At 38.6% G+C, this 15,946-nt stretch carries 14 protein-coding genes and 1 riboswitch; all 14 genes read right to left on the bottom strand.

Annotated elements, in window-relative coordinates; all coding sequences use genetic code 11:
• Positions 1–63 precede the first annotated feature (63 nt).
• The 14 genes from purD to FG384_RS17270 all read right to left on the bottom strand — a co-directional run bounded on the left by purD (position 64) and on the right by FG384_RS17270 (position 14,793).
• A complete protein-coding gene (gene purD / locus FG384_RS17335; protein ID WP_142643948.1) occupies positions 64–1,323 on the bottom strand; it encodes a phosphoribosylamine--glycine ligase in 1,260 nt (419 codons plus the stop codon).
• Positions 1,324–1,338: 15 nt separating this feature from the next.
• Positions 1,339–2,874, bottom strand: coding sequence for a bifunctional phosphoribosylaminoimidazolecarboxamide formyltransferase/IMP cyclohydrolase (gene purH / locus FG384_RS17330; protein ID WP_142643947.1), 1,536 nt, complete (start codon positions 2,872–2,874; stop codon positions 1,339–1,341).
• A gap of 135 nt (positions 2,875–3,009) precedes the next feature.
• A complete protein-coding gene (gene purN, locus FG384_RS17325) occupies positions 3,010–3,582 on the bottom strand; it encodes a phosphoribosylglycinamide formyltransferase (RefSeq protein WP_142643946.1) in 573 nt (190 codons plus the stop codon).
• Positions 3,582–4,637: a phosphoribosylformylglycinamidine cyclo-ligase gene (gene purM, locus FG384_RS17320; protein WP_142643945.1), complete on the bottom strand. Its 1,056-nt coding sequence runs from the start codon at positions 4,635–4,637 to the stop codon at positions 3,582–3,584. The genes purN and purM overlap by 1 nt, the downstream gene beginning before the upstream one ends.
• Positions 4,638–4,648: 11 nt before the next feature.
• A complete protein-coding gene (gene purF, locus FG384_RS17315) occupies positions 4,649–6,070 on the bottom strand; it encodes an amidophosphoribosyltransferase (RefSeq protein WP_142643944.1) in 1,422 nt (473 codons plus the stop codon).
• Entirely contained in the window at positions 6,046–8,277 is a 2,232-nt protein-coding gene (gene purL / locus FG384_RS17310; RefSeq protein WP_142643943.1) for a phosphoribosylformylglycinamidine synthase subunit PurL, read from the bottom strand. Before purL ends, purF begins: the two co-directional genes overlap by 25 nt.
• Complete coding sequence (gene purQ, locus FG384_RS17305) at positions 8,261–8,947, bottom strand: phosphoribosylformylglycinamidine synthase subunit PurQ (protein WP_142643942.1); 687 nt, start codon at positions 8,945–8,947, stop codon at positions 8,261–8,263. Before purQ ends, purL begins: the two co-directional genes overlap by 17 nt.
• Complete coding sequence (purS, locus tag FG384_RS17300) at positions 8,944–9,198, bottom strand: phosphoribosylformylglycinamidine synthase subunit PurS (RefSeq protein ID WP_142643941.1); 255 nt, start codon at positions 9,196–9,198, stop codon at positions 8,944–8,946. The genes purQ and purS overlap by 4 nt, the downstream gene beginning before the upstream one ends.
• On the bottom strand, positions 9,195–9,911 hold the full coding sequence (gene purC / locus FG384_RS17295) for a phosphoribosylaminoimidazolesuccinocarboxamide synthase (protein ID WP_142643940.1): 717 nt from the start codon (positions 9,909–9,911) through the stop codon (positions 9,195–9,197). Before purC ends, purS begins: the two co-directional genes overlap by 4 nt.
• A 188-nt stretch (positions 9,912–10,099) precedes the next feature.
• Positions 10,100–11,395, bottom strand: coding sequence for an adenylosuccinate lyase (gene purB / locus FG384_RS17290; protein ID WP_142643939.1), 1,296 nt, complete (start codon positions 11,393–11,395; stop codon positions 10,100–10,102).
• Positions 11,396–11,410: 15 nt separating this feature from the next.
• Entirely contained in the window at positions 11,411–12,532 is a 1,122-nt protein-coding gene (gene purK / locus FG384_RS17285; protein WP_142643938.1) for a 5-(carboxyamino)imidazole ribonucleotide synthase, read from the bottom strand.
• Positions 12,529–13,017, bottom strand: a complete 489-nt coding sequence (gene purE, locus FG384_RS17280) for a 5-(carboxyamino)imidazole ribonucleotide mutase (protein WP_142643937.1) — start codon at positions 13,015–13,017, stop codon at positions 12,529–12,531. Before purE ends, purK begins: the two co-directional genes overlap by 4 nt.
• A 164-nt stretch (positions 13,018–13,181) precedes the next feature.
• Positions 13,182–13,282, bottom strand: a riboswitch (purine riboswitch).
• 96 nt (positions 13,283–13,378) lie between these two features.
• Positions 13,379–13,570 (bottom strand): NETI motif-containing protein, encoded by a 192-nt coding sequence (locus tag FG384_RS17275; protein WP_142643936.1) that lies wholly within the window; start codon positions 13,568–13,570, stop codon positions 13,379–13,381.
• Between the two features lie 254 nt (positions 13,571–13,824).
• A complete protein-coding gene (locus FG384_RS17270) occupies positions 13,825–14,793 on the bottom strand; it encodes a nuclease-related domain-containing protein (protein ID WP_142643935.1) in 969 nt (322 codons plus the stop codon).
• Between the last annotated feature and the right edge of the window lie 1,153 nt (positions 14,794–15,946).

The raw sequence follows: 15,946 nt of genomic DNA, 5'->3' as shown, positions 1-15,946 counted from the left end.
AATTATTATTTTATTCTAAATAGATAAGGATGTCACCAAATTATTGGGACATCCTCTTTAATCTTATTGAAAAGTTCGCCAGCCGATATCTTTACGGAAGAATAAACCATCCCATTCCAACGTAGACAAACCGTCATATACTTTTTGCTGTGCTTCTTTTAACGTTTTTTCACTTGCAGCAACTAAGATAACGCGACCACCGTTAGCGATAAATCCACCTGCTTCGGCTTTTGTGCCTGCATGAAAGACGTGCAATCCCGCCTCTGTTAAAGTTTGAAGTTCAGGGAGCATAGCACCTTTTTTCACATCTGATGGATACCCTTCTGATGCAACAACGACACCTAACATTACTTCTTCTGACCACTCTAATTCGAATGGCTTTTCATCCATTAATGCAGTCATAAATTCACCGAAATCACTCGTCATACGAGGTAGTACTACTTGTGTTTCCGGATCTCCAAAACGAGCATTAAACTCAATTACTTTTGGTCCTTCATTCGTAATAATAAGCCCAGCATATAAAATACCAGTGAACGGTGTACCTTCTAGCTCCATAGCTTTCACTGTTGGAACTACGACTGTATTGTAAGCTAATTCCACTACTTCGCTCGAAATTTGAGGAACTGGTGAATAAGCACCCATTCCTCCAGTATTTGGCCCTTTATCACCGTCATATGCACGTTTATGATCTTGAGAAATAACCATTGGATAAATTTGTCCGTTGTGAACAAATGACATATACGATATTTCTTCTCCAACTAAAAACTCTTCAATTACTACACTTGAAGAAGATTCACCAAATAATTGATTACCAATCATGTCTTCGACTGCCGTATTCGCTTCTTCCACTGTGAGGGCAACAACGACACCTTTACCTGCAGCAAGTCCGTCTGCTTTGATAACAATTGGAGCTCCTAGCTTTTCTATATATGCTTTTGCCTTATCTACTTCTGTAAATGTTTCATATGCAGCAGTTGGGATATTATACTTTTTCATAAGTTCTTTTGCGAATGATTTACTTCCTTCAATTTGTGCCGCAGCTTTATTAGGGCCAAAAATACGAAGTCCATGCTTTGTAAAATGATCAACAATACCAGCAACAAGTGGCTGCTCTGGACCAACAAACGTTAAGTCAATAGCATTATCTTTTGCAAATTGTTCAAGCTCTTCAAACTCCATTACATCGATTGGAACAATCTGAGCATCATTTTCCATTCCAGCGTTACCTGGTGCTACGAATACCTTACTAACAGAAGATGAATTCTTGAATTGCTTTACGATGGCATGTTCACGTCCGCCACTACCAATTACGAGAATATTCATATGAATGCGCCTCCCTTAATGTTTGAAATGACGAATGCGAGTGAAAACCATTGCAATTCCGTATTCATTTGCTTTTTGGATAGAATCTTCGTCTTTCACAGATCCCCCTGGTTGAATTATTGCAGTAATACCAGCTTTTGCAGCTGTTTCTACCGTATCATTCATTGGGAAGAATGCATCTGAAGCAAGTGCTGCTCCTTGTGCACGTTCACCAGCTTGTTCAAGTGCAATTTTTGCCGATCCTACACGGTTCATCTGACCAGCACCAACACCAATTGTCATATCTTCTGTTGCAACAACAATTGCATTAGATTTTACATGCTTCACAACATTCCATCCAAGCTCTAGTGCTTTCCACTCTTCAGCTGTAGGCTCACGATCTGTTACTACTTTCACGTCTGCATCTTTTAAGCCAAATGTATCAGGAGATTGAACTAATAGCCCACCTTCTACTGATACTGTATTTAATGCATCCTTTTTCGTTTGTTCAAAAGAAATCGTCATCAAACGAATATTCTTTTTCGCAGTTAACATTGAAATTGCCTCTTCTGAGAACGATGGGGCAATAATAATTTCTAAGAAAATACCAGCAAGAGTTTTTGCTGTTTCTGCATCTACTTCACGATTTAATGCGATGATTCCACCGAAAATAGAAGTTTCGTCTGCTTCATAAGCTTTTTGGAATGCTGCAGCAATTGTATCACCAGTTCCAACACCACAAGGATTCATATGCTTAACTGCAACAGCAGCAGGAAGATTAAATTCTTTCACAATTTGAATCGCAGCATTTGCATCTTGAATATTATTGTAAGAAAGCTCTTTCCCATGTAATTGAGTTGCAGAAGCTATAGAGAAATCTGAACCAAGTGGGCGCTTATAAAATGCAGCTTTTTGATGTGGATTTTCACCATAACGTAAAGCTTGCTTACGTTCATATGTAAGTGTCAACAACTCTGGGAATTCTTCACCAGTTAGATCAGTCATGAAACCAGCAATCATAGCATCATAAGCTGCTGTGTGACGGAATACCTTTGCAGCAAGTTTGCGGCGAGTTACTAAAGTTGTTTTCCCATCTGTTTTTAATTCAGCTAATACTTCATCATAATCAGTGGAATCAGTGATTACTGTCACATACTGATGATTTTTTGCAGATGCACGTAACATTGCTGGTCCACCGATATCAATATTTTCAATTGCGTCTTCCGTTGTAACGTCAGGTTTTGAAATAGTTTCGCGGAAAGGATATAAATTAACGCAAACAATCTCAATTGGCGAAATACCATGCTCTTCTAATTGTGCTTGATGAGATGGATCATCATGTTTTGCTAATAATCCACCGTGAATCATTGGATTCAATGTTTTTACTCGACCATCCAAAATTTCTGGAAAGTTTGTTACTTGGTCTACTGGTGTAATTGCTACCCCATTTTCTTGAAGAAATGCTTTCGTACCACCAGTTGATAATATCTCATATCCAAGTTGTTCCAACTCTTTTGCAAATTCGAGAATTCCTGATTTATCTGAAACACTAAGTAAAGCACGTTTTGACACGATATTTCCTCCTATAAGAAAAGCGCAAGCGCCTTTGTCTGCCCTGCAAATCTTTTTAATAGAGAATAATCTGCATTGATTTTATCGGGCTAGGCGCTAGAGCTAGACATTTAATTGATAGAAAAGCCGGTAAAATTACAGGCTAAATAATTGATTTAATGTTTTAGTATATAGTTCATGTTCCACTTCATGTATGCGAGCTTCGGTTTTCTCTCTATCTCCATCCACTACCGTAACAGCTGCTTGAGCTAAAATCGGACCAGTGTCCATCCCAGCATCTACATAATGTACAGTTACACCTGTTACTTTCACTCCATGAGCCATCGCTTGTCCGATTGCATCTTTTCCTGGGAATGAAGGGAGTAATGACGGATGAATATTAATAATTCTATTCGGATACGCTTCAAGCAGTACATCACCGATTAGGCGCATGTATCCAGCAAGGATAATCCATTCCACTTGTAGCTCTGATAGCTTTTGTAAAATTACATGCTCATATGCTTCCTTGGAAGGATAGTTTGCAGGCTTAATAGCAAGTGTTTCAATACCTGCAATACTTGCTCGTTCTACGACAAATGCGTTCGGCTTATCCGTTACGACAAGTGCAATAGAACCAGTTAAATCTCCAGCCTTCATTGCATCATAGATAGCCTGAAAATTACTCCCACTACCAGATGCAAATACTGCTATTTTGGGAGTTGCAGACATTAGACTAAACTCCCGTCATGTGTTCCGTTGAATAAAACACCTTCACCTTTGACAACACGACCTATAATGTAAGCTTTTTCTCCATGAGTCTCCGCAATTGTAATTGCCTTTTGCGCTTCTTCTTCTGAAAGTGCAACTACAAAGCCAATTCCCATATTAAATACATTATATAAATCTTTATCAGTTAACTCGCCTTTTTCTTTCAATAGATGGAAAATAGGAAGCACTTCCCATGAACCTAAATCAATTTCTACAGCTAAACCTTCTGGCATCATTCGCGGCAAGTTTTCATAGAAACCTCCACCTGTAACATGAGCCATTCCATGTATAGAAAGTTCGTTATGCATTTCGATAACTGGCTTTGCATAAATTTTCGTAGGTGTAAGAAGTGCGTTACCGATTGCTCCAAGCTCTTCATAACCAGTAACTATCGTATCCGTACTATATCCTTGCTCTTCAAATACAATTTTACGTACAAGTGAATAACCATTTGAGTGAACTCCACTAGAAGCTATCCCAACTAGCACGTCACCTTCTGCAATTTTTTCACCAGTTACAATTTTCGTTTTTTCGCAAGCACCAACAGCAAATCCTGCCAGGTCATACTCATCTTCTTCGTACAGACCTGGCATTTCAGCCGTTTCTCCTCCGATTAAAGCTGCTCCAGATTGTACACAGCCATCTGCAACACCTTTCACAATTTGTTCGATACGCTCAGGCACTGCTTTTCCAACCGCAACATAATCCAGGAAAAATAACGGCTCCGCTCCTTGCGCTACAATGTCATTCACACACATTGCCACACAATCCACACCGATTGTATCGTGTGAATCTGTCATAAATGCAAGCTTTAGCTTTGTACCAACACCATCAGTTCCAGAAATAAGGACAGGCTCTTTATAGTTCAATGAAGACAGATCAAACATTCCACCGAATCCACCAAAAGTACCCATGATACCTTTTCTAGCTGTACGTTCGACATGTGATTTCATTCTTTGTACTGCTTCATAGCCAGCTTCAATATTTACGCCAGCTTTTTCATATGCTTTTGACACGTTGAATCCCCCTATCGAACAAGCTCTTTTTCATGTGGTAAAACCGTATTTGGAGAAATAGATGTTGGATACTCACCTGTGAAACAAGCTAAACAGTGTCCACAATTTTTCCCTTCATCTGTACGTCCGATTGCTTGAACCATACCTTCAACTGATAAAAATGAAAGCGAGTCTGCACCAATCAATTCACGCATTTCTTCCACGCTATTGTTAGAAGCAATTAACTCCTCATCCGTACTAATATCTATTCCATAAAAACAAGGACTTTTTAATGGAGGGGAGCTGATAACAACATGTACTTCTTTCGCTCCCGCTTCTTTTAGCATTTTCACAATACGTTTAGAAGTGGTTCCACGTACGATAGAATCATCCACCATCACAACACGTTTCCCGTGGACTACTTGGCGTACTGGAGAAAGCTTCATCTTCACGCCACGTTCACGTAAATCTTGTGAAGGTTGAATAAACGTACGTCCAACATATCTGTTTTTAATAAGACCCATTTCGTAAGGGATACCAGATGCTTCCGAAAAACCAATCGCAGCAGAAATACTTGAATCAGGTACACCAGTTACAACGTCTGCCTCTACTTGAATTTCTTTTGCAAGCTGCTTCCCAAGGCGTTTTCGTGCCATATGAATATTAATACCATCGATATCTGAATCCGGTCTTGAAAAATAAACGTATTCCATTGTACAAATAGCTCGTTCTGCAGGCTCCGAAAAGCGTTCTGAACGTAAGCCTTTATCATTAATAATAATTAGTTCGCCTGGCTCAACGGAACGAATTACTTCCGCTCCGATCAAATCAAACGCACTCGTCTCAGAAGCTACAACCCAAGCATCGCCTAGTTTACCTAATGACAGCGGACGCATTCCGTGAGGATCTTGCGCAACCATCATAGTATCTTCCGTTAAAATGATGAATGCAAAAGCACCCTCCAATAACTTAAGTGCTTGTTTTGCACGTTCCTCTAAAGAGGTATGGTGACTTTTTTTCAACAGATGTGCTAGCACCTCTGTATCGGAAGTCGTTTGGAATATACTTCCTTGTTTTTCTAAATTACGTTTCAAATGAACTGCATTAACAATGTTTCCGTTATGCGCAATCGCTAGACTTCCAGTAGTGGAATTGAAAAGTAGTGGTTGAACATTTTCGATTCCTGAACCACCTGCTGTTGCATAACGCACATGTGCAATTGCAGCTTTTCCATCCAGTTTTTCAAGCTTACCATTACTAAAAACATCATTAACTAGTCCTTCACCTTTGACAGCACGTAAAAACTTTCCATCCGTTACGACAATTCCTGCACCTTCTTGACCTCTATGCTGAAGTGCATGTAAACCATAGTAGCTAATTGGCGCTGGATCTGGATGTCCCCATATTCCAAAAACACCACATTCTTCGTTTAAGCCTCTGAGTTCAGCAAGCATGATATTGCTCCTTTCCAAGCGGAACGGAATTCGTCAACAGAACCGCTAATCCATTCAGTTCCGTCTTCATTTGAAATAACTACTTTATTAGAATCTGTTACAGCACCAATTTTAACCGCGTCTTTTACGATTTCTTCAAATTTAGCTGTATTTTCAGGCTTAACAGTTACAAGGAAACGTGATTGAGACTCACTAAATAATGCTGTTGTAGCAGAGCCATTTAATGTTACTTCTACTCCAAGAGCTTTTGCACCAAATGCTTTTTCAGCTAACGCCACTGCAAGTCCACCTTCTGCAATATCATGAGCAGATTGTACAACTCCAGATTGGATTGCTGAAAGTAACGCTTTTTGACGTGCCGCTTCCACTTCTAGATCAATCGAAGGTGCTTGACCAAAAATACGTTTTTCCACTAATTTTTGAAGCTCAGATCCACCGAATTCTGTTTTCGTTTCACCAATTACATAAACGATATCTCCAGCTTGTTTTACAGACTGTGTTGTAACATGAGCTAAATCTTCTACAAGACCAACAAGACCTATAGTCGGTGTAGGGTAAACAGCTGTTCCACTACGCTCATTGTATAACGAAACATTTCCACCAATAACCGGTGAGTTTAAAGCGATACAAGCTTCTGCAATACCATCTGCTGATTTTTCCAGTTGCCAGAAGATTTCTGGATTTTCCGGATTACCAAAGTTTAAGCAGTCTGTAATTGCAAGTGGTTTCGCCCCTGAACATACTACGTTACGAGCTGCTTCTGCTACTGCGATTTTTCCACCTACAACAGGATCTAAGTAGATGTATCTAGAATTACAATCTGTTGTCATTGCCAACCCTTTATTTGTACCACGTACGCGTACTACAGCAGCATCTGAACCAGGTGTTACAACTGTGCTTGTACGAACTTGATAGTCGTATTGGTCATAAACCCATTCTTTTGAAGCAATTGTTGGTTGTTGCAACAAGTTCAGCAGTGCTTCTTTGTAATTTGAAACTGCTGGCTCTTCATTATTCATCGCTTGGAATTCTGTAAAGTAAGCAGGTACAGAAGATGGCTTATGATACACTGGCGCTTCTTCCGCTAGTGCATCTGCAGGTACTTCTGCAACAACTTCTCCTTTATGAAGCAAACGAAGCATTTTATCATTTGTTACTTTCCCAACTGCAACACAATCTAAGTCGTATTTTTCAAAAATCTTTACGATTTCATCTTCGCGACCTTTTTTCACTACGATCAACATACGTTCTTGGGATTCCGAAAGCATCATTTCATAAGCAGTCATACCTGTCTCACGCTGTGGAACAAAGTCTAGATTCATTTCTACACCGTAACCAGCCTTTGAAGCCATTTCAGCAGATGATGAAGTTAACCCTGCAGCACCCATATCTTGAATACCAATAAGAGCATCAGATTTAATTACTTCTAAACAAGCTTCTAGTAAAAGTTTTTCCATAAATGGATCTCCTACTTGAACTGCTGGACGTTTTTCTTCTGAAGCTTCTGTCAATTCTTCCGATGCAAATGTTGCTCCGTGAATACCGTCACGTCCAGTTTTAGCACCTGCATACATAACTGTATTGCCTTCACCTGCTGCAATTCCCTTTTGAATATCTTCATGGTTAATCAACCCTACACACATAGCATTCACTAATGGATTTCCTTCATAGCAATCGTCAAATTGGATTTCTCCACCGACTGTTGGAATACCGATACAGTTACCATATCCAGCAATACCTGCTACTACTTCTTCAAACAAGTACTTCACACGTGGAGTTTTTAATTCTCCAAAACGAAGAGAATTCAACATTGCAATTGGACGTGCACCCATTGAGAATACGTCACGAATAATACCACCAACACCTGTTGCAGCCCCTTGGTATGGCTCAATTGCTGAAGGGTGATTATGAGATTCCATTTTAAATACTACTGCTTGACCATCTCCTATATCTACGATTCCAGCACCTTCACCAGGACCTTGCAGTACTTGTGGACCTTTCGTAGGGAACTTTCGTAATACAGGTTTAGAGTTTTTATATGAGCAGTGTTCAGACCACATAACTGAGAACAACCCAGTTTCTGTGTAGTTTGGAAGACGACCTAAAATCTTCTCTACCATTTCAAATTCTTCGTCTGACATACCCATTTGCGCATATATTTTTTGTTCTTTAATTTGCTCTGGATTTGGTTCAAGCATGATTGACATGAGATTCCCTCCACTGTTTCACTATTGATTTGAATAACGCTAGTCCATCTGATCCGCCCATAATGTCATTAGCAGCACGCTCTGGGTGTGGCATCATTCCTAGTACATTTCCTTTTTCATTCACAATACCTGCTATATCTTCGATACTTCCGTTTGGATTTTCTGAAGCATATGTGAAGACGATTTGGTTGTTTGCTTTTAATCGAGCAAGAGTTTCCTCGTCACAGTAATAGTTTCCTTCACCATGTGCGATTGGAATTTGAATTACTTCGTCTTTTTTATATTCTGAAGTAAATTGAGTTTCATTATTTATTACTTTTAGACCTACTGTACGACACATGAATTTTAAGTTTTTATTACGTAGAAGAGCTCCTGGTAAAAGTCCAGCTTCTGTTAATACTTGGAAACCGTTACATACACCAAGAACTGGTTTACCAGCTTCAGCTGCTTTTACAACTTCCGACATAACATTAGAGAAGCGAGAAATGGCTCCACAACGTAAGTAGTCCCCATAAGAGAATCCTCCTGGTAACAAAACTCCGTCAAATCCACTTAAATCTGTTTCATCATGCCAAACATACTCTACTTCTTCTCCAAGCTCGTCTTTAATCGCATGGTACATGTCTAAATCACAGTTCGATCCTGGAAATACGATTACTGCGAACTTCATTTGCCAGCAACCTCCTCAACCTCATAACGATAGTCTTCAATGACTGTATTTGTAAGAAGTTTTTCACACATTTCTTTCACAGCTGTATCTAAATCACGATCACTTTCTTCTATTTGAAGCTCTAAAAATTTCCCAATACGAACATCTGTCACTTCGTTATAATTCATTGAATGAAGTGCCCCCATAACTGCAGAACCTTGTGGATCTAAAACACTCTCACGTAATGTTACATACACTTTAACTTTTTTCATTTTAATAGTCCTCCTAGGCGGGAAAGTATAATTTCATAAACATCTGTTAAACTACCTAAATTACGTCTAAATACATCTTTATCAAGTTTGTTGTTTGTTTTATCGTCCCAAAGTCTACACGTATCTGGGGAAATCTCGTCTGCAAGTAGGATTTCACCACTCGCAGACTTCCCAAATTCAAGTTTCATATCGATTAACGTGACACCTATTTCTTTGAAAATCGGCTGTAATACACGGTTAATTTCTAACCCTTTTATTTTGATCGTTTCTATTTCTTCCGGTGTTGCAAGTTCCAGTAATTCTAGATGTGCATCTGTTAGTAATGGATCTCCTAATGCGTCATCTTTGTAATAGAATTCTACAATAGGATGCTTTAGAGGTATTCCTTCATCCATACCAAGTCTTTTTGCAAGACTTCCTGCTGCTACGTTTCGAACAACTACTTCAAGAGGAATAATTTCCACTTTTCTTACTAGCTGTTCATTTTCTGAAATTTGCTCTACAAAATGTGAGTCAATTCCATGCTTTTTTAATTGTTCAAAAAGAATAGTCGTAATTTTATTATTTAAATTCCCTTTACCAGCTATCTCTTCTTTCTTCTCTCCATTAAAAGCTGTAGCACTATCTTTATAAGATACAAATAGGATGTTTTCATCTTCAGTTGCGAATAATTGTTTTGCTTTACCTTCGTATAATAGACGACCTTTTTTCACTGTAAATTCCTCCGAATCAAATGCGCCTCGGCGTATTAGCGTCCATATTTTGAATTGTGTCGCACGATTCAAAATATGGGACATCCGCCGGAGGCTTTAACTTTTTTCAGCAGACGTATACACACCCTGTTGAATAGATAACAATCTTATTTCACTTTCGGTACAAAAACATTTACTACTGAACAAAGTTAATTAAGTCCTAAACGCTCGAATATCAAATCAACATGCTGGATGTGATAGTTATAATCAAAGCAATCATCCAGTTCTTCTTTAGTTAGTAAAGATGTGATTTTTTCATCCGCATCTACAAATGTACGGAATGCAGTTTGTGTTTCCCATGCTTTCATCGCTAATGGTTGCACTGTGTCATAAGCTGTTTCACGTGCTAATCCTTTGTCGATAAGTGCTAAAAGCACACGTTGAGAATAAATTAATCCTAATGTGGAATCCATATTACGTTTCATGTTCTCTGGGAATACAGTTAAGTTTTTCACGATATTACTAAATCGATTTAACATATAATTTAGTGCGATTGTTGCATCTGGTAAAATAACACGTTCTGCTGAAGAATGAGAAATATCTCTTTCATGCCACAATGCAACGTTTTCGTATGCTGTCATCATATAACCACGAATAAGTCTTGCCATACCTACCATGTTCTCTGAACCAATTGGGTTACGTTTATGTGGCATTGCAGAAGATCCTTTTTGACCTTTTGAGAAGAATTCTTCTACTTCACGTGTTTCTGATTTTTGTAATCCACGAACTTCTGTTGCAAATTTTTCAATAGAAGTTGCGATTAAAGCTAATATACTCATATATTGCGCATGACGATCACGTTGAAGAGTTTGAGTTGAAATAGTAGCTGCTGCTAACCCTAAGTTTTCACAAACATATTTCTCTACAAATGGATCGATGTTTGCATAAGTCCCTACTGCACCGGACATTTTACCAGTTTCAATCACTTTTGCAGCTGCTTCAAATCTTTCTAAATTACGTTTCATTTCTTCTGTCCATAAAGCAAGTTTCAATCCAAAAGTAGTTGGTTCAGCGTGAACACCGTGTGTACGTCCCATCATGACAGTGTACTTATGTTCTTTTGCTTTATTTTCAAGGATTTCGATAAAGTTCAAAATGTCTTTGCGTAAAATAACGTTTGCTTGTTTGATTAAATAAGAAAGAGCCGTGTCTACTACGTCAGTAGAAGTAAGTCCGTAATGAACCCATTTGCGTTCTTCCCCTAATGTTTCTGAAACCGCACGTGTAAACGCCACTACGTCATGTCTTGTTTCTTGCTCGATTTCTAAAATACGGTCTACGGAGAATGATGCATTTTTGCGAAGCGCCACTACGTCTTCTTTTGGAATATCACCTATCTCAGCCCAAGCCTCGCAAGCTAAAATTTCTACTTCCAACCATGCGTTGTATTTATTTTCTTCTGTCCATATGGCACCCATTTCAGGGCGTGTATAACGTTCAATCATTTGTGTTCCTCCTGTTTAAGACCAAATTTTAGACTGCTCTATTTCTTCAAGTGTTTGTTCGATATTAGTTGAAAGAATAGTTACATGACCCATCTTTCGATTTGTTTTTGCTTCGTTCTTCCCGTATAAATGTACAGACCAGTTCGGATATTTACTAATAGAGTTTGTTAAAGAAACAACATGCTGTCCTAGTACATTCACCATTATAGTATGTGTCCAAAGTTTTGGTTCACGCAATGGCCAACCACAAACTGCTCTTATATGTTGATGAAATTGTGAGATATTACATGCTTCTATTGAATAATGACCTGAATTATGAGGTCTTGGTGCCAATTCATTTATGAGAATTTCATTCTCCTCTAAAACAAACATTTCCACGGCAAGTGTGCCAACAAGATTTAGATGATTCGCGATTGTCTCTGCTGCAACAATTGCTTTGTTTGTTAGCTCCTCACTAATTCTTGCTGGAACAATTGTTTCGTGCAAAATATGATTAACGTGAACGTTTTCTCCAATTGGGAGACAATATGTTTGTCCTTCACCGTTCCGTTGAACAATGACCGAGATTTCTTTCGTAAAAGAAACAAATGCTTCTGCAATACAAACAGAATGATCAAATAGATACTTCGCTTTTCGAAGGTCTTCCATCGATTGAACAATTTGCTGTCCTTTTCCGTCGTATCCACCTCGAGCTGTTTTAACAACACAAGGGAATCCCACTTGGTCAATTCGCTGTTCCAACTCTTCAAATGTACTCGCTTCGACAAATTTCGCAATTGGCACACCAGAAGCTTGAATTTCTGTTTTTTCGAGTATGCGATCTTGCGTAATTCTAACAAGTTCTCCACCTTGAGGCACATAAGCAATTTGAGATAACCTTTTCAATCCAGCGTAATCGATATTTTCAAATTCATATGTGATCACGTCACTTACTTCTGCAAGTTCTTCTAACGCCGCTTCGTCATTGTATGGTGCAACGATGCGAATATCAGCAACTTGTCCACATGGTGAATCTATTGTTGGCTCTAACACAGCTACTCTAAATCCAGCTTCTTTTGCAGCTAACGCCATCATTCGTCCAAGCTGTCCACCACCGATAATACCGATTGTTTGCCCTGGATAAATTACTTTTGTCATTGAAGCTCACCATTACTTTCATAAACTTTGTTTTTCGTGTCTTCTCTCCGTTGTTCTAATCGTTCCTCTATGGATTGGTCATGAATAGAAAGAATCTGTGCGGCAAGTAAACCAGCATTCGTAGCTCCTGCTTTCCCAATTGCAACCGTTGCAACTGGAACTCCTCCTGGCATTTGTACAATTGATAGCAACGAATCTAAACCGTTTAATGCACGCGATTGTACAGGAACTCCAATTACGGGAAGTGTAGTTTTCGCTGCAACCATACCTGGCAAATGAGCAGCACCACCAGCTCCAGCAATAATTACTTGAATTCCACGTCCTCTAGCTTGTTCTGCATATTCAAACATTAAGTCAGGAGTACGATGTGCTGAGACTACTTGTTTTTCATAAGGTATATTAAGTTCATCGAGAATTTCACAACTATATTTCATTGTTTCCCAGTCGCTAGAACTACCCATAATCACACCAATTTTTGCGTTCATTATTCTCGTCCCTTCTTCAAATCGCCTTGGCGTATTTGCCCCTAAGCATAAAAAAATTCCCCAAATAAACTACTCTCTTCGCATGAAAAGCAGTTTACTCAAGGAACTAATTCGCTCGGTTTGTGTGATTACTAACATATGCAAACACATCCTTCTAGCAGAGTCCAAAAGTCGCTTTCCCGCATAGTCCTGTCATTTACGGTGACATGGTAGAGACACTAAAGCCAATTCCTTAGCATATATGGGGATATTATCGTTCATTTCTAATCATATTTTAACAAGACTCAAGAGCCACGTCAATGACTAAATACGAACGATTAATTTTCAGAAAACTGCATTGTTCGGTTTTATACGTTTTTCTCTAATTATTTATCTCTTTTATACCCTTTAACATGATTATTTGTTTAATTGGCTCAGGTTGTCCATTGACTTCAGCAAATAACGGTTCTTCCTTTCTACCAGCCACCTGATATCCTAAACTATTCATTCTATCGAGACATTCGGCAATCGTCTCATTTTCTTCTACTTCAAACCAAACTGTCTCTTTTTTCATTTGTACAAAAGGATGACTTTTATTGTTAGTAACTTCGCCTAGTCATCCACCCTCCTATTCTTATACTTTTGATTATGATACCTTAAATAAGCCAATTCATCAATTTGTGACATGGATCGGGTTGGGTTTGGTTGGGTTGTCCAACTTTTTGACGTTATTGTCCAACTATTAGGTGTGATTGTCCAACTTTCGCAGCTTATTGTCCAACTATTGATTGTGATTGTCCAACTTTCACAGCTGATTGTCCAAATAGGCTATTTCTCATTTAATTTTTCCCACTCAAAAGTATATATTGTATTATTTTTCGAACTTCCTCTTCTTTTAAGATTCATTGAATTCAATATTCTACTTGCCAATTGATGTGATTCTATCTGTAAAAAGTTTCGACAATCTTTATTTGAAATATGCTTACCAACTAATGCAAACCACTCCCGTACAGTTTGTTCATGAGCTAATCTATCAATACTCATACAAGTCAAACAATGCCAGCCTCTATGAATTTTCACCATACCAAACTGATCACACTTTTCGCATTTAACTCCAGTTATCAAATCTCTTGGATCGATTCCCCAATTCTTACACATAGGATATGGAATAAATGGGCGATGCAATAGCATAATTAATTTTGCTATTTCATACATTTTTGTCACCGATATATATTCCTTTTTCCTCGGCAAATTTCTCAGGAAAGTAGGGATACTGGAAGTATAAATAACAGGCGTATGATTCGGCTTCTTCACTACCCTAGATTTCATACTACTAAGTACAATAACTCCAATAACAGGAATAAATACATCTCGTTGAGTTAACCACTCCTTTAGTAAATATTTATTTCGATCCACCTGAATTTCTGGACTTTCAAATACATCCTTTTTTTGATCTTCTAGTTTTCTTATTAGACATGATGGTTCATTCTCAAAACATAACTCTCCAATTATATTCTTACACTCCAAAATAGCTACATAATAAGGAGTTATAAATAGAACATCAATTTGGAACTTGCCAGTTGAAGTCATACTCACGTCATGTAAAACACAATAATCAAAAGGAAAGTGGTACTTATCAAATATTTCTTCCAGTTTTGATTCACCAATGATTCCTGCTCTTGTAGATAAGATATTCGAGTTTATAATACTTTTCATCGCGTGTTCTTTAGGCAATCTTTTATAGAGCATCTTCAATCCCATGTATTTATACTCCATTGATCGTTTCTTAATAATCAACTAATCACCCCTTTTATGCATACTATCACATTTACAAATATAGTAAATTTACATAGATTAGAGATAATTTCATTTTAAGTGCTAAAACTAGATCAAAATTCATATTTGATACATTATTGCTTACCAAAATTTAATTTTAAATTTGTAATATTCACAAATATCTTACATTTGATGACGAATGGAGTCATTATTTCCCGGGAAATGTCGCTCAAAGTAATTCTATTTTTAATATAAATTTAATTAAATGGTTTTCTAATAAAATGGCAGCTTTCTTTTTCATTTGTAGTCGTTCGATTCTCGGTTATATCATGCATTTCGAGTCTCTCTTCTTTGCTTCCTTGGACTCTTTATTTTTCTACTTTCTTGCTGCTCATTTTACAGTTTCCTTTGGCATTTTATTTTCTCCATCATACACAAAAAAAGCCGCTACCGATGACTTGGCAACGACTTCTTAGTGCCTTGCGACGTTCTACTCTCACAGGGTGAAACCCCCAACTACCATTGAGGCACGAGCATAACTTCCGTGTTCGGGCTGCGAAAACAGATGAACGGCAGATTTCTTCGTCAGCCGCAGTCGTTCGATTCTCGCGTATGTCATACGCTCCGAGTCTTTCTTCTTTGCTTCCTTGAACTCTTAGTTCCTCTACTTTCTCTCTACTTGTTTTCAGGTTGCCTTCGCATTTTATTTCCTCGATCATATACAAAAAAAGCCGTTACCGATGACTCGGTAACGACTTCTTAGTGCCTAGCGACGTTCTACTCTCACAGGGGGAAACCCCCAACTACCATCGACGCGCGAGCTTAACTTCCGTGTTCGGGCTGCGAAAGCAGATGAACGGTAGATTTCTTCGTCAGCCGCAGTCGTTCGATTCTCGCGTATGTTATACGCTCCGAGTCTCTCTTCTTTGCTTCCTCGAACTCTTTGTTCCTCTACTTTCTCGCTACTCATCTTACAGTTTGCCTTCGGCATTTTATTTTCTCGTTCATATACAAAAAAAGCCGCTACCGATGACTCGGTAACGACTTCTTAGTGCCTAGCGACGTTCTACTCTCACAGGGGGAAACCCCCAACTACCATCGACGCGCGAGCTTAACTTCCGTGTTCGGGCTGCGAAAGCAGATGAACGGCAGATTTCTTCGTCAGCCGCAGTCG

The sequence above is a fragment of the Psychrobacillus vulpis genome, from assembly GCF_006861825.1.
Lineage (GTDB): Bacteria > Bacillota > Bacilli > Bacillales_A > Planococcaceae > Psychrobacillus > Psychrobacillus vulpis.
Note: the sequence above shows the minus strand (reverse complement) of the source record. Positions and strands in the feature narration are given on the sequence as shown.

What these genes read in the sequence shown, in the direction of transcription:
- purD (WP_142643948.1), bottom strand. Translation starts at nt 1,323, where the DNA reads ATGAATATTCTCGTAATTGGTAGTGGCGGACGTGAACATGCCATCGTA.
- purN (WP_142643946.1), bottom strand. Translation starts at nt 3,582, where the DNA reads ATGTCTGCAACTCCCAAAATAGCAGTATTTGCATCTGGTAGTGGGAGT.
- purF (WP_142643944.1), bottom strand. Translation starts at nt 6,070, where the DNA reads ATGCTTGCTGAACTCAGAGGCTTAAACGAAGAATGTGGTGTTTTTGGA.
- purL (WP_142643943.1), bottom strand. Translation starts at nt 8,277, where the DNA reads ATGTCAATCATGCTTGAACCAAATCCAGAGCAAATTAAAGAACAAAAA.
- purQ (WP_142643942.1), bottom strand. Translation starts at nt 8,947, where the DNA reads ATGAAGTTCGCAGTAATCGTATTTCCAGGATCGAACTGTGATTTAGAC.
- purS (WP_142643941.1), bottom strand. Translation starts at nt 9,198, where the DNA reads ATGAAAAAAGTTAAAGTGTATGTAACATTACGTGAGAGTGTTTTAGAT.
- purB (WP_142643939.1), bottom strand. Translation starts at nt 11,395, where the DNA reads ATGATTGAACGTTATACACGCCCTGAAATGGGTGCCATATGGACAGAA.
- purK (WP_142643938.1), bottom strand. Translation starts at nt 12,532, where the DNA reads ATGACAAAAGTAATTTATCCAGGGCAAACAATCGGTATTATCGGTGGT.
- purE (WP_142643937.1), bottom strand. Translation starts at nt 13,017, where the DNA reads ATGAACGCAAAAATTGGTGTGATTATGGGTAGTTCTAGCGACTGGGAA.
- FG384_RS17275 (WP_142643936.1), bottom strand. Translation starts at nt 13,570, where the DNA reads ATGAAAAAAGAGACAGTTTGGTTTGAAGTAGAAGAAAATGAGACGATT.